The following is a 13,375-nucleotide window of genomic DNA, read 5'->3' on the forward strand; positions in this document are numbered from 1 at the left end:
AGGCCCGCTCGTTTACGCCCGGGAAGGCGATCTCAATGCTTGAACAGGCTCTCCGCCGTGTGCTCGACCGGTGCAGCTTCCTGCGCCTCGGGCACATGGCTCGCCGCATAGCGCTCGGCGCGGAGCTGCTCGATCAGCGCCTCGCGATCGCCTTCGAGGCGCGTATCGGTCGGGGCCTCGATGCCCGCGGCCTTGGCGGCCTTGGCCACCAGCGCGTCGAGCTCGCGCTGCGAGCACAGGCCGAGCGTCACCGGATCCTTCGGCACGATGTTGCCGATGTTCCAGTGGGTACGGTCGCGGATCGCCGCGATGGTGGTGCGGGTGGTGCCGATCAGCTTGCCGATCGCGCCGTCCGACACTTCCGGATGGTGGCGCAGGATCCAGGCGATGCCGTCCGGCTTGTCCTGGCGCTTCGAGACGGGCGTGTAGCGCGGACCCTTGGTGCGGCGGACCTGCTCGGGGCCCTTCTGCATCTTGAGCACGTAGTTGGGGTTCGCCTGCCCCTTCTCGATCTCGTCCATCGTCAGTTCGTGCGCGCGCACCGGATCGCGGCCGGTAAGCTTGGTCGCGGCGGTATCGTCGGCGATCGCCTGCACTTCGAGGATGTGGAGACCGCAGAACTCGGCGATCTGCTCGAACGACAGCGACGTGTTGTCGACCAGCCAGGAAGCGGTCGCGTGCGGCATCAGCGGCTGGGCCACGGTGGATCTCCGGAACTTGAAACAATAAGGGCCGCCCATCACGGGCGGCCACACATGGTCTTGATGTAGGGGAGCTTGCCCGCGGGAGCAAGCGTTTCCGCTATTCAGGCTGCCGCCTTCTCGCACCCGATCGGCACCAGCGCGGTGAGGAACTGCCGGGCGCTCGCCTCCCAGGTGAAGCTGCGGCCATAGCTGGCGCAAGCGCCGCGATCGAGCGTCAGCGCCTTGTCGATCGCCACGCCCAGATCCTCGTCCATCACGCCCGTCTCCGGCGTCAGCACGTCGACCGGCCCGGTGACCGGATAGGCGGCGACCGGGGTGCCGCAGGCGAGCGCCTCGATCATCACCAGCCCGAAGGTATCGGTCCGGCTGGGGAAGACGAACACGTCCGCCGCGGCATAGGCGGCAGCGAGATCGGTACCGAACTGCGCGCCAAGGAAGCGCGCGTCCGGATATTTGGCTTCCAGCATCGCGCGTGCCGGGCCGTCCCCCACCACCACCTTGGTTCCCGGGCGATCGGCGCGGAGGAAGGCCTCGAGATTCTTCTCCACTGCCACGCGGCCCACATAGAGCATCACCGGCCCCGGCAGCCCGGCCATCTGCGGATGCGGAGCAATGCCGGGGTGGAAATTGGCAAGGTCGACGCCGCGCCCCCAGTGACGCACCTGCGGCAGGCCGTGATCGACCAGCGACTGGCGGATCGATGCAGTGGAGGCAAGGATCGTCGCGCTCGGCGTGTGGAACCAGCGGATGTAGCGCCAGATCCATTCCGCCGGCACACCCGAGCGCGCCGAGACGTAATCGGGAAACTGGGTATGGTAGGCGGTGGTGAACGGCCGCTTCTGGCGCAGGCACCAGCGCCGTGCGGCGACGCACAGCGGACCTTCCGTGGCGAGGTGGATCGCATTGGGCGCGAACTCATCGAGCATCGCGCCGACGGCCGCCACGCTGGTGATCGCCAGACGGATCTCCGGATAGGTCGGGCAAGGCAGCGAGTAGAATTTGTCGGGGGATACCACCATCACCTGGTGGCCCTGGCGCTCCAGCACCCGCCGCACCGATTGGAGCGTACGGACGACCCCGTTGACCTGGGGTTCCCAGGCATCGGTCACGATTGCGATACGCACGGCCTCGTCCCCCGCCGCTGCCGTCACGCCGCCGCCAGTCTGACCTCGGACTCCGGCTGCGACTCGCGCGCTGCCATCTCGTCGGCCCAGTGGAGAATTTCCATGGACCCGTCGTAATGCTCCACCAGCGCCGTGCAACCCTCTACCCAATCGCCGTCGTTATAATATGCGACACCGTCGATCGGCCGGATCTCCGCCTTGTGAATATGCCCGGCGATGACGCCGTCAACACCACGGGCGGCAGCTTCGCGCGCGACGATTTCCTCGAACTTGGAGATGAAGGACACCGCGTTCTTCACCTTCTGCTTGGCGTATTTGGAAAGCGACCAATAGGGCAGGCCCATCCAGCGCCGCACCGCGTTCAGCCAGCGGTTGAGGGTCATCATCATTTCGTAGGCCGCGTCGCCCAGATGGGCGAGCCAGCGGTGCGACAGGGTGATCGCGTCGAACTCGTCGCCGTGCAGCACCAGCAGGCGGCGGCCATCGGCGGTGGTGTGGATCGCCTGACGCTTGATCTTCACGCCGCCAAAGTCGAGCCCGGTGAACTGGCGGAACATCTCGTCATGATTACCCGGAATATAGACGATCTCGGTGCCGCGCTTGGCCCGCTTCAGCACCCGCCACACAATGTCATTATGCGTCGCCGGCCAGTAGAATCGCTTCTTCATCGCCCAGCCGTCGATAATGTCGCCCACCAGATACATGATTTCGCTATCGACATGGTCGAGAAAGTCGATCAGCATTTCGGCGTTGCAGCCGCGGGTTCCGAGATGGACGTCGGAAATCCAGATCGCGCGATACTTGCGGCGTTTGCCGATCGGCCGTTCCGGAATGGTCGGGGTCGCCGCGTGAAAGTCCGCGAGCCCCGCGACATCGAACGAAAGCTTGGTGATCGTGGCCATGCCCCAGTTCCCGTGCAACTTCCCTGTGCAGAGACTCGCCTATGGCGCGACTTTGTTACAAATCGGATCGCGACGATTTCACCAGACTGTCATAGTCGCACCCGCGATACGAAGGCGTAACGATTTCATTCCATCGCCGCCTCGCTCGAGCGTCCGCCTCTACAATGCCCCGGGGAGGACGAATGCATGTCAGTACAAAAGCTTCGCGAGATCACTTGCGACATTCTGGGGATGACGGAGGCGATCGTGCGCGCCGCCGAGCCGCCGATCAACCGGCAACATCTGGCCGATCTGCGCAAGGATGTCGCACTGGCGTATACCGCCTTCTTCGCGGAGCAGGAGCAGTCCCTGCTGGAACCACTTCGCCAGAGCGGCGACGCCGGGCTGCTGGCAATCGCCCGGAGCTGTGTCGAACGCGATCTGGAAGGGCGGCAGAAGGGGCTTGAGCATTATCAGCGCTGGACGCTGGCGCACATTCTGGAAGACCCGTCCGGCTACCGCGCGGACGTGCGCGAGGCGCTGGGCTGGATAGAAGCGCGGACGCTCTACGCCGAGCAGATCGCCTACCCCGCCCTCACCCGATTCATTTCATCGCCAAAACGATCAACAGCCTGAAACAGCGCTAGAATGGCCTCAGGAAGGACCCTGATGCAATTCACCGCGCTGTTCACCACGACCCAAGACCTCACCGACGCCGCCAAGGCCCTGTACCAGCTGGAAACCCGACCGACCGCCGCCGCGCTGGAAAGCGCGCGCATCCGCCTTCTGGACGCCATGCGGCACCATTGCCTGACCAAGGACCGCGAGCTGCTCGCAATGCTGCGCGAAAGCGAGGATTGTGCACACCAGGCAATGGCACGGCGCACCACGGAACAGGATCTCGAATGGCGCCAGCGCATGCTCGACCATTTCGTCGCCTGGCCGCTGCGCAAGATCCACGCCGACCCGCACGGCCACCGCGCCGCCGCGCACCGCCTGCTGCGCCTTTGCGAGCGCCGCGCCGCGCACCAGGAGCAATTGCTGCTGCCGATGGCCGAGGAGACGCTGGTGCTGCGCCCCCTCGCCGCCTGATCAGGCCGGCTGCTCGCCGATCGTCAGCACGATCTTGCCGACATGCTCGCCCGCTTCCATCCGCCGGTGCGCCGCGGGCGCCTCGGCGAGCGGGAAGGTGCGGTCGATGATCGGCTTGAGCTTGCCCTCGGCGACCAGCGGCCAGACGTTCCGGCGCAGCTCGTCCGCCAGCAGCGACTTGAACTCGACCGAGCGCGGCCGCAGCGTCGATCCGGTCAGCGTCAGCCGGCGCCGCATCACGTCCCACACCGGGATCGTCGCGGTCGCCCCGCCCTGCACCGCGATCGAGACGTGGCGCCCGTCCTCGGCCAGGCACTGGAGATTGCGCGCGACATAGTCGCCGCCGACCATGTCGATCACGATTTCCACGCCCTTGCCCCCAGTGAACGCCTTCACTTCCTCGACAAAGTCCTGGGTCTTGTAGTTGATCGCGAGGTCGGCGCCGAGCGCGCGTGCCGCGGCGCATTTTGCATCCGATCCGGCGGTAACCAGGATGGTCAGTCCGAACAGCTTGGCGAGCGCGATCGCCATCGTGCCGATGCCGCTGGTGCCGCCATGGACCAGCACGGTCTCGCCCGGCTGCGCCCAGCCCCGATCGAACAGGTTCGACCAGACGGTGAACAGCGTTTCCGGCAGTGCCGCCGCTTCGACGAGGCTCAGGCCTTCCGGCACTTCAAGGCACTGGCCTGCCGGCGCCACCGCATATTCAGCATAGGCCCCGCCCGCGATCAGGGCACACACTTGGCGGCCCATCAGCGACTCATCGACGCCCGCCCCCAGTGCGACCACGGTGCCGGCGATCTCCATGCCGAGGATCGAGGGCGCGCCCGACGGCGGCGGATATTTTCCTTGCCGCTGAAGCACTTCCGGTCGGTTTATGCCGGCCGCCGCGACTCGCACCAGCACCTCGCCCATACCCGGCCGGGGAACCGGTCGCTCGACGGGAACAAGGACTTCGGGGCCGCCCGGCGCATCGGGGTCGATGGCCAGCATCATTTCGGCTGCGATCATTCGGTTCGTCGCTTTTTGGCCTAAGGGGAACTTCGGGGCCTTATTGACATCGCCCCCCTCAGGGTCAACGTTTCCTCGCATGGACGCCGACGAAAATCTTCCGCGTCGATCCGACGATCTCGCGGCGCAGCTGGCAAAGCAGGACCTCGACCCCTTTTCGGTGGCCGAACTGGAAGCGCGAATCCAGCTGCTCGAAACCGAGATCCTCCGATGTCGAGAAAAGATTCAACGCGCCGTTCACCATCGTGCAAGCGCTGACGCTCTATTTAAGAAATGAGCGTCAAGGCACCGGAACTCGGGCGATACGCCACGATCTGCCGGTGCGGGGCCGCAGCGCTTGATGCGGGGCCTGCCACTCCCGACATAGGGGAAGACGGGCTCAGCACCCTTTCGGCCCGACTGGAGTTGTATCCGAATGCCTAGTTTCGCCTCCGCTCTCGAAGCCACTCTCCACAAGGCGCTCGAGGCTGCGTCCTCGCGCCGGCACGAATATGCGACGCTCGAGCATCTCCTGCTCGCGCTGATCGACGATGAACATGCGTCGAAAGTGATGGGCGCGTGCGGGGTGGACCTGGGCGAATTGAAAACCACCGTCGCGCACTATCTCGATACCGAGCTGGAAGCGCTGAAGGTGGACAATGCCACCGATCCCTCCCCTACCAGCGGGTTCCAGCGCGTCGTCCAGCGCGCGATCCTGCACGTCCAGTCCTCGGGCCGCGACGAAGTGACCGGCGCCAACGTGCTGGTCGCGCTGTTCAGCGAACGCGAGAGCTACGCGGTCTATTTCCTGCAGCAGCAGGACATGAGCCGGCTGGATGCCGTCAGCTTCATCAGCCACGGCGTCGGCAAGGGCGGCACCACGCCCACCGAGACCAGCACCCCCAAGGGCGCTGCCGAGGAAGACAAGTCGAACAAGCAGGAGGCGAAGACGGGCAAGGGTGAGAGCGCGCTCAAGCAATTCACCGTCGACCTCAACGAGAAGGCGAAGATCGGCAAGGTCGATCCGCTGATCGGCCGTTCCGCCGAAGTCGACCGCACCGTGCAGATCCTGTGCCGGCGCAGCAAGAACAACCCGCTCTATGTTGGCGATCCCGGCGTGGGCAAGACTGCGATCGCCGAGGGCCTGGCGCGCAAGATCGTCGAAGGCGAAGTGCCCGACGTGCTGAAGGAAGCGGTGATCTATTCGCTCGACATGGGCGCGCTGCTCGCCGGCACCCGCTATCGCGGCGATTTCGAGGAGCGGCTGAAGCAGGTCGTCTCGGAACTCGAGAAGCTGCCGCACGCGGTGCTGTTCATCGACGAGATCCACACCGTGATCGGCGCGGGCGCCACCAGCGGCGGCGCCATGGACGCGTCGAACCTGCTCAAGCCGGCGCTCTCGGGCGGCTCGATCCGCTGCATCGGCTCGACCACCTACAAGGAATTCCGCAACCACTTCGAGAAGGACCGCGCGCTGCTGCGCCGCTTCCAGAAGATCGACGTCAACGAGCCGTCGGTCGAGGATACGGTGAAGATCCTGGCGGGCCTGCGCTCGGCGTTCGAGCAGCACCATTCGGTGAAGTACACGCCGGACGCGATCAAGTCGGCGGTGGAGCTGTCGGCGCGCTACATCAATGACCGCAAGCTGCCGGACAAGGCGATCGACGTGATCGACGAAGTCGGCGCGATGCAGATGCTGGTGGCGCCGTCCAAGCGCAAGAAGGTCATCACGCCCAAGGAGATCGAGCAGGTCATCGCGACCATGGCCCGCATCCCGGCCAAGACCGTCTCGTCGGACGACACCCGCGTGCTTGCCAATATCGAGCAGGATCTGAAGCGTGTCGTGTTCGGGCAGGACAAGGCCATCGAAGTGCTCAGCTCGGCGATCAAGCTGAGCCGTGCGGGCCTGCGCGATCCGGACAAGCCGATCGGCAACTATCTGTTCTCGGGGCCCACCGGCGTCGGCAAGACCGAAGTGGCGAAGCAGCTTGCGACGCTGCTCGGCATTCCGCTCCAGCGCTTCGACATGTCCGAATATATGGAACGCCATTCGGTCAGCCGGCTGATCGGTGCGCCTCCGGGCTATGTCGGCTATGATCAGGGCGGCCTGCTGACCGACGCGGTCGACCAGAACCCGCATTCGGTGCTGCTGCTCGACGAAATCGAGAAGGCGCATCCGGACCTGTTCAACATCCTGTTGCAGGTGATGGACAACGGCAAGCTTACCGACCACCACGGCAAGACCGTCGATTTCCGCAACACCATCCTCATCATGACCACCAATGCCGGTGCTTCGGACATGGCGAAGGAGAGCGTGGGCTTCGGCGATCTTAGCCGCGAGGACGTGCAGGAAGAGGCGGTGAAGAACCTCTTCACGCCGGAATTCCGCAACCGCCTCGATGCGATCGTGCCGTTCGGCTATCTGCCGCCGGAAGTGGTGGCCCGCGTGGTCGACAAGTTCGTTCTCCAGCTGGAGTTGCAGCTCACCGATCGCGGCGTCCACATCCATCTGGACGAGGAAGCCAAGGCGTGGCTCACCAAGCGCGGCTATGACAAGCTGTACGGTGCGCGTCCGATGGGCCGCCTGATGCAGGAGAAGATCAAGCAGCCGCTCGCCGAGGAACTGCTGTTCGGCAAGCTCGTCCATGGCGGCGAGGTGAGCGTGAAGCTGAAGGACAATGCGCTGGCCTTCGAGATCGTGCCGGCCGCACCGAAGAAGCCCAAGAAGGGCAAGAAGGAAGCGCCTGCGGACGTCTGAGCCTTCCACGCTTCGGGAAACAGCATCGGCCCGGGGGAGCGATCCCCCGGGCCGATTGCGTAGGCGGGAGCACCCGCCCGCTCAGCATTGCGCGTGCTCTCGCCAGGGCGGGAAAGCGCGCAAGCACGGCAGCTGCTCAGCGCGTGCGGCTTGCAACCAGCGTGTTCTGGTTCGCCGCCAGGATCGCGCGCTCGGCGGCCTGGCGTGCGCCCGCGAGCGCAATGCGGCGGCATTCCAGCTCTCCGACCGTAGGCAGCCGCGTGCCGGTGACCACGTCGGAACGGCACACGCGCGCGCTCGCCGCCGAGATGCGGCGCTGCAGGCGTGTGCGCCCTTCGGCGGTAAGCAGGTCGGAAGGCTGGTAGGCGATGCGGATGGTCTTGTCCTGACGGATCTGGGCTTCAGCCGGAACGGTGGCAATCGTGCCAAGCATTGCGGCCATCACGATGAAACGCTTCATGAGTGGTCCTCCTGGGATGCGGTGTGTTCGCGACCGTGTCGCGACCGGTCTCCGCCGGCTGACTGCGCCTCTACTCTCGATTTGGGTCACCCAAATGGAGCATGCGTGACACTATTCCACAGGAGAAATGACACTAATATTTACAGTGATGCTAATGGTGCAGCGCAACGACTTGCACCGCAACTATATTACGAAGTTGTCGCCAAAATAGACAGCGCGCAATCTCGACTGATTTTATCGCTGCGCATCCCCGATGCGAGTCGAGACGATCACCGGTCGATCGCAATGTGCGTGGCGGACCACGGTCCGATAGCGGTTCGCTAGAGGCTCGTCCCGCAAGCTACGCACCGCGGGCGTGGGCGCCGACGATGCATCGACAGACTGGACTCGGGCATTCTCGCAGCGCCCAGTCTGCGGCGCGACGGCGCCTTTCGCGGCGGGAGACGCGGGTGCATCCTCCCCGCTGACCGACAGCAGCAACAGGACCATCCACATGGCAACCTCCCGACGCTTTCCGCCTACCACGGGCGGCTGATGCGCTAGCATAGCAGCCGCGAAGGCAGATGCCTATCGGCCGCGTTCGGCGAGCTTGCGCTCCCAAGCGAGTGCATCGCGGACGATGCCGTTCAGGTCGGCATGTTTGGGCCGCCACGGCAGTGCGGCGAGGATCGCGCTGTTGTCTGCCACCAGCGCGTCGGGATCGCCGGCGCGGCGGCCTTCCAGCTTGCGCTCGATCGTCATGTTGGTCACCCGGTCGACCGCGTCGAGCACCTCCAGCACCGAGAAGCCGCGGCCATAGCCGCAGTTCATCGTATGGCTCTCCTCCGGCCGCGCGATCAACAGGTCGAGCGCGTCGACATGCGCGGCCGCAAGGTCGCTGACGTGGATGTAATCGCGCACGCCGGTGCCGTCCGCCGTCGCAAAGTCGGTGCCGAATACGGAGACATGGGAGCGCCTGCCGGTGGCCGCTTCCACCGCCACCTTGATCAGGTGCGTCGCGCCCGCGGTGGACTGGCCGCTGCGGCCCTGCGGATCGGCGCCGGCCACGTTGAAGTAGCGCAGCGCGCAATAATTGAGCGGATGTGCCGCCGCGACGTCCTTCAGCATGATCTCGGTCATCAGCTTGGACATGCCGTAGGGGTTGATCGGCTGCTTGGGCGCATCCTCACGGATCGGCACCTGCTCGGGAATGCCATAGGTCGCCGCAGTCGAGGAGAAGATGAAGTGGCGCACGCCTTCCGCCACCACGCTTTCGATCAGCGCGCGGCTGGCGACCGTGTTGTTGCGATAATATTTGAGCGGGTCGGTCACGGATTCCGGCACCACCACCGATCCGGCGAAGTGCATCACCGCGACGACGCCGTGTTCGCGGATCGCGCCGCGCACCGCATCGGCATCGTCGATATTGGCCACGACGAGCGTGGCACGCGGGTCCACAGCCCAGTCGAAGCCGGTCACCAGATTGTCGACCACTACCACGCGCCATCCAGCGTCGAGCAGCGCCAGCACCGCATGGCTGCCGATATAGCCTGCTCCACCCGTCACCAACACCGCACCGTCACGCATCACGCCATCCTCTTTGTTCCGCCCCGGCTCCACCCTATCTTGGGGTCACAAGCAAGGAGTTCCTGAGACATGACCATTGAAACGGCGACGCTCGCCGGCGGTTGCTTCTGGTGCACGGAAGCCGTGTTCAACGACGTGATTGGCGTGCAAGGCGTCGAAAGCGGCTATATCGGCGGCACCAAGGAAAATCCCACCTACAAGGAAGTCTGCACCGGCGACACCGGCCATGCCGAGGCGATCCGAGTCAGCTTCGACACCGATGTGGTGAGCTATGGCGAGATCCTCGACATCTTCCTTGCCACCCATGACCCGACCCAGCTCAACCGCCAGGGCAACGACATCGGCACCCAGTACCGCTCGGCGATTTTCCCGCATTCGGCGGAGCAGGAGCGCGAGGCGCTGGACGCCATCGAGCGCGCCCGCCCCGATTGGCCGCAACCGATCGTCACCACGATCGAACCATTGGGCCAGTGGTGGCCGGCCGAAGACTATCACCAGGAATATTGGCAGGGCGACGGCCAGCGAAACCCCTATTGCCTGGCGGTGATCCCGCCCAAGCTCCGCAAGCTGCGCAAGAGCTTCGCCAACCGGACCAAAGAGGGCGCAGCCGCTTAAGGCCGCGCCCTCCCCACGGGGGTGTTCGAGACCGCGGCCGGCTTGCGAGGCTGGCCGCGGGTACGAAGGCGCGCAGTGGTGCGGGGGCAGCACCGACGCCGTTCGGGTTCCGCACTCGCCTGATGGCACGACCGAATGGCGCGGGCTCCGGAAATCGAGCTAGTGCCTATGACAGTCGTCCAGCAGTTGCCGCAGCGCTCATCTTTGTTTCGCAAGCTTTACGGCTTTTTGGAACCTACGAGCTGATCAGAAGCTGTAAAGGCAAGATTGTATACGCGATACCCGAATTGGGAGGATGCAACAGAATCATCCGCTTCGGACCAACTCTGCGCAAGACAAACCTTTGCGCGATTTGTCAGGCCAGCTCGTTCCGTGTGCTTTCGCGCATCTCCTTTGTCGTAAGGGAACGTGACCACTTGCGACGAATTTGCAGTATCAAATGCCGTTGTTGCGCTGCTGTGCGCTCGTTTCGCGCTATACTATCCGCGCGGAAATGCTGCGCGCGCCAGGCGGTCCTGAATCGCCACCCCCAGCCCGTGCGCAGGCAGCGGAGCCACGGCGATGCGGGGGCGATCGGTGGCGTCCGCCCGGTGCAGGGCATCGAACAGCCGTGCCGCAGCCTCGTTCAGATCGCCGGTCGCGGAGAGCGTGTCGTCGCCCCCGATCGCGCCAAAACCGATCAGCCATTCGTCGGCCGCCGACGCAGTAGCGTGCAGCCGCACCGGCTTGGACGGCGCATAATGGCTGGCAAGCTGCCCCGGCGCCGTGACAGCCCCCGGCGTGGCACCGCTGCCATAGCCGGGCAGTTGCTCGGCGGTCACCGGCCCGGGCCGCAAGATGCGACGGGCCGCCGGCTCGACGATGGTGGATTCGATGCCCGCCGTCGTCGCGCCGTCGTCGAGTACCAGCGGAATCCGCCCGGCGAGACTGGCTGCCACATGCGCGGCGCGCGTCGGGCTGATGCCGCCACTGGCATTGGCCGAGGGAGCCGCGAGCGGCCGCCCGCTCGCGCGGATCAGTCCCTGCATCGCGCGGTGATCCGGCATGCGCAGCGCCACCGTCGGCAGACCGGCGGTGACAAGGCTGGCGACCGGCGAATCTTCGACCAGCGGCAGCACCATGGTCAGCGGCCCGGGCCAGAACCGCGCCGCCAGCGCGCGGGCTTCCTCATCGAACCGCGCGATCGTCTCGGCCATCGCCATGTCGGCGACATGCACGATCAGCGGGTTGAACGAGGGCCGCCCCTTGGCCGCGTAAATCCCCGCGACGGCGGCCGAATCACACGCGTCGGCGGCGAGCCCGTACACGGTTTCGGTGGGCACCGCGACGCATTGGCCGGCGCGAATCAGCGCCGCCGCTTCGCCGAGCGCGGCCTCGCCGTAGGGTAAGATGCGCGGATTTGCTGGGGTCACCGCGAAGGCGCTATATTGCCGGCAAGAAGATCACAAGAGAGAGGCCTGATGTTCACCCCCGCCACCGCCGAGCAGCGTTTCGTGCTCGACCATATCGTTCGCCTGTCCGAGATCAGCGAGGAGGCAACGCCCGACCTGCTTGACGCCGTGCTGGAAGGCGCCGGCCAGTTCGCTGCCGGCGAATGGGCCCCGCTCGAACGGCTGGGCGACACCGAAGGCGCGCGCTGGACCGACGCGGGCGTGACGATGCCCGCGGGCTTCCCAGCGGCGTACCGCGCCTATGTCGAAGGCGGCTGGGGCACCATCGGTTCGCCCGCTGAGCATGGTGGCCAGGGCCTCCCGGTCAGCCTGTCCGTTGCCGTGCTCGAGACGCTGGGCACCGCGAATATGGGTTTCTGCCTCTGCCCGGTGCTGACGGTCGGCGCGGTGGAGGCGCTGCACCATCACGGCTCGCCCGAGCAGCAGGCGCAGTATCTGCCCAGGCTCGCGACCGGCGAGTGGACCGGCACGATGAACCTGACCGAGCCGCAGGCCGGCTCGGACGTGGGCGCAGTGAAGGCCAAGGCCGAGCCCGCGGGCGACGGCAAGTGGAAGATCAAGGGCACCAAGATCTACATTTCGTTCGGCGATCATGACCTGGCCGACAATATCGTTCATCTGGTGCTGGCCCGGACGCCGGGCGCGCCTGCGGGCACCAAGGGCCTGTCGCTGTTCCTCGTGCCGAAATACCGGCTCAAGGACGACGGCACGCCGGGCGATTTCAACGACATCAAGGTCGTGTCGATCGAACACAAGATGGGCCTGCATGCTTCGCCCACCTGCGTGCTGAGCTTTGGCGACAACGACGACTGCATCGGCGAGCTGATCGGCCCCGAGCTGGGCGGGATTCGCGCGATGTTCACGATGATGAACAATGCCCGGCTCAATGTCGGCCTGCAGGGCGTGCAGGTCGCCGAGCGCGCCACCCAGCGCGCGGTCGCCTATGCCCGCGAGCGGGTGCAGGGCTATCGCGGCGGCGCGCCGACCGCGATCATCGAGCACCCGGACGTGCGCCGCATGCTGCTGCGGATGAAGGCGCAGACCCAGGCGGCGCGCGCGCTGGTCTATTGCGCCTTCGGCCAGCTTGATCGCGGCCGGGCCGGCGATGCGGAGGCGGACAAGCGCGTCGAGCTGCTCACCCCGCTCGCCAAGGCGCATGCGACCGATATCGGCAACGAGGTCGCCAGCCTCGGGGTGCAGGTGCATGGCGGCATGGGCTATATCGAGGAGACCGGCGCCGCCCAGCATTTCCGCGACGCGCGCATCACCCCCATCTACGAAGGCACCAACGGCATCCAGGCCGCCGATCTGGTCGGCCGCAAGCTGAGCATGGACAATGGCGCGACGCTGCTCGGTCTGCTGGCCGACATGCGCGCCGAGGCCGAAGATGCTGGCCTGCGCCAGCTGATCGACGCCTGCGAGGAAGTCGGCCGCAACCTGCTGGGTTCCGACGCCGACGACCGGCTGGCGGCGAGCTACCCGTTCCTGACGATGCTGTCGGTGGCGGTCTGCGGCTGGCTGATGGAGAAGAGCGGCCGGGTGGCGGCGCGCAGCGAAGGCGAGCCGGCCTTCCTCAAGATGAAGCAGGCAGCAGCGCGCTTCTATGTCGAGCAGATCGTGCCGGAGGCGCTCGGTTTGCGCGCGGCGGCGATGGCGAAGGCGGCCGCGCTCTACGCGGTGGGCGCGGAAGCCTTCGCCGCCTGAGCGGGTTCGGCGACCAGAGCCTGTTTGGAA

Annotated in this window: 13 protein-coding genes; 6 read left to right on the forward strand and 7 right to left on the reverse strand. The window is 65.9% G+C overall.

What is annotated here, in order from left to right; genetic code table 11:
* Window positions 1-32 precede the first annotated feature (32 nt).
* The 3 genes from V7E00_RS12940 to V7E00_RS12950 form a co-directional block, all read right to left on the reverse strand.
* Window positions 33-686, reverse strand: a complete 654-nt coding sequence (locus V7E00_RS12940; protein WP_333573862.1) for a DUF1013 domain-containing protein — start codon at window positions 684-686, stop codon at window positions 33-35.
* Between the two features lie 119 nt (window positions 687-805).
* Window positions 806-1,828: a glycosyltransferase family 4 protein gene (locus V7E00_RS12945; protein ID WP_333573052.1), complete on the reverse strand. Its 1,023-nt coding sequence runs from the start codon at window positions 1,826-1,828 to the stop codon at window positions 806-808.
* A 23-nt stretch (window positions 1,829-1,851) separates the two neighbouring features.
* Window positions 1,852-2,730: a UDP-2,3-diacylglucosamine diphosphatase gene (locus V7E00_RS12950; protein ID WP_333573053.1), complete on the reverse strand. Its 879-nt coding sequence runs from the start codon at window positions 2,728-2,730 to the stop codon at window positions 1,852-1,854.
* Between the two features lie 231 nt (window positions 2,731-2,961).
* Here V7E00_RS12950 and V7E00_RS12955 point away from each other — a divergent pair, with 231 nt between their 5' ends.
* Together V7E00_RS12955 and V7E00_RS12960 are read left to right on the forward strand one after the other, a co-directional pair.
* On the forward strand, window positions 2,962-3,345 hold the full coding sequence (locus tag V7E00_RS12955; protein WP_333573054.1) for a hypothetical protein: 384 nt from the start codon (window positions 2,962-2,964) through the stop codon (window positions 3,343-3,345).
* Window positions 3,346-3,378: 33 nt separating this feature from the next.
* Complete coding sequence (locus V7E00_RS12960) at window positions 3,379-3,801, forward strand: hypothetical protein (protein ID WP_333573055.1); 423 nt, start codon at window positions 3,379-3,381, stop codon at window positions 3,799-3,801.
* Here V7E00_RS12960 and V7E00_RS12965 read toward each other — a convergent pair whose 3' ends face one another.
* Complete coding sequence (locus tag V7E00_RS12965; protein ID WP_333573056.1) at window positions 3,802-4,812, reverse strand: NAD(P)H-quinone oxidoreductase; 1,011 nt, start codon at window positions 4,810-4,812, stop codon at window positions 3,802-3,804. It abuts the gene before it with no gap.
* A 79-nt stretch (window positions 4,813-4,891) separates the two neighbouring features.
* On the opposite strand from V7E00_RS12965, the gene V7E00_RS12970 reads away from it, so the two are divergent.
* On the forward strand, window positions 4,892-5,089 hold the full coding sequence (locus V7E00_RS12970; RefSeq protein WP_333573057.1) for a DUF1192 domain-containing protein: 198 nt from the start codon (window positions 4,892-4,894) through the stop codon (window positions 5,087-5,089).
* A gap of 138 nt (window positions 5,090-5,227) precedes the next feature.
* Complete coding sequence (gene clpA, locus V7E00_RS12975) at window positions 5,228-7,549, forward strand: ATP-dependent Clp protease ATP-binding subunit ClpA (RefSeq protein WP_333573058.1); 2,322 nt, start codon at window positions 5,228-5,230, stop codon at window positions 7,547-7,549.
* 136 nt (window positions 7,550-7,685) lie between these two features.
* Here clpA and V7E00_RS12980 read toward each other — a convergent pair whose 3' ends face one another.
* Entirely contained in the window at window positions 7,686-8,009 is a 324-nt protein-coding gene (locus tag V7E00_RS12980; protein ID WP_333573059.1) for a UrcA family protein, read from the reverse strand.
* A 567-nt stretch (window positions 8,010-8,576) separates the two neighbouring features.
* Window positions 8,577-9,575 (reverse strand): UDP-glucose 4-epimerase GalE, encoded by a 999-nt coding sequence (galE, locus tag V7E00_RS12985; RefSeq protein ID WP_333573060.1) that lies wholly within the window; start codon window positions 9,573-9,575, stop codon window positions 8,577-8,579.
* Window positions 9,576-9,644: 69 nt separating this feature from the next.
* Here galE and msrA point away from each other — a divergent pair, with 69 nt between their 5' ends.
* Entirely contained in the window at window positions 9,645-10,190 is a 546-nt protein-coding gene (gene msrA, locus V7E00_RS12990) for a peptide-methionine (S)-S-oxide reductase MsrA (protein ID WP_333573061.1), read from the forward strand.
* A gap of 479 nt (window positions 10,191-10,669) precedes the next feature.
* On the opposite strand, the gene V7E00_RS12995 is transcribed toward msrA, so the two are convergent.
* Window positions 10,670-11,602 carry an L-threonylcarbamoyladenylate synthase gene (locus V7E00_RS12995; RefSeq protein ID WP_333573062.1) on the reverse strand — a complete coding sequence of 311 codons (933 nt, stop codon included), beginning with the start codon at window positions 11,600-11,602 and terminating at the stop codon, window positions 10,670-10,672.
* A gap of 48 nt (window positions 11,603-11,650) precedes the next feature.
* Between V7E00_RS12995 and V7E00_RS13000 the strand changes: the two genes are divergently transcribed.
* A complete protein-coding gene (locus V7E00_RS13000) occupies window positions 11,651-13,345 on the forward strand; it encodes an acyl-CoA dehydrogenase (RefSeq protein ID WP_333573063.1) in 1,695 nt (564 codons plus the stop codon).
* Window positions 13,346-13,375 lie beyond the last annotated feature (30 nt).

The sequence above is a fragment of the Sphingomonas sp. genome, from assembly GCF_036731925.1.
GTDB lineage: Bacteria > Pseudomonadota > Alphaproteobacteria > Sphingomonadales > Sphingomonadaceae > Sphingomonas.

Coding starts and splice junctions, on each gene's coding strand:
- V7E00_RS12940 (WP_333573862.1), bottom strand. CDS start 686: ATGCCGCACGCGACCGCTTCCTGGCTGGTCGACAACACGTCGCTGTCG.
- V7E00_RS12950 (WP_333573053.1), bottom strand. CDS start 2,730: ATGGCCACGATCACCAAGCTTTCGTTCGATGTCGCGGGGCTCGCGGAC.
- V7E00_RS12955 (WP_333573054.1), top strand. CDS start 2,962: ATGACGGAGGCGATCGTGCGCGCCGCCGAGCCGCCGATCAACCGGCAA.
- V7E00_RS12960 (WP_333573055.1), top strand. CDS start 3,379: ATGCAATTCACCGCGCTGTTCACCACGACCCAAGACCTCACCGACGCC.
- V7E00_RS12965 (WP_333573056.1), bottom strand. CDS start 4,812: ATGATCGCAGCCGAAATGATGCTGGCCATCGACCCCGATGCGCCGGGC.
- V7E00_RS12970 (WP_333573057.1), top strand. CDS start 4,892: ATGGACGCCGACGAAAATCTTCCGCGTCGATCCGACGATCTCGCGGCG.
- clpA (WP_333573058.1), top strand. CDS start 5,228: ATGCCTAGTTTCGCCTCCGCTCTCGAAGCCACTCTCCACAAGGCGCTC.
- V7E00_RS12980 (WP_333573059.1), bottom strand. CDS start 8,009: ATGAAGCGTTTCATCGTGATGGCCGCAATGCTTGGCACGATTGCCACC.
- galE (WP_333573060.1), bottom strand. CDS start 9,575: ATGCGTGACGGTGCGGTGTTGGTGACGGGTGGAGCAGGCTATATCGGC.
- msrA (WP_333573061.1), top strand. CDS start 9,645: ATGACCATTGAAACGGCGACGCTCGCCGGCGGTTGCTTCTGGTGCACG.
- V7E00_RS13000 (WP_333573063.1), top strand. CDS start 11,651: ATGTTCACCCCCGCCACCGCCGAGCAGCGTTTCGTGCTCGACCATATC.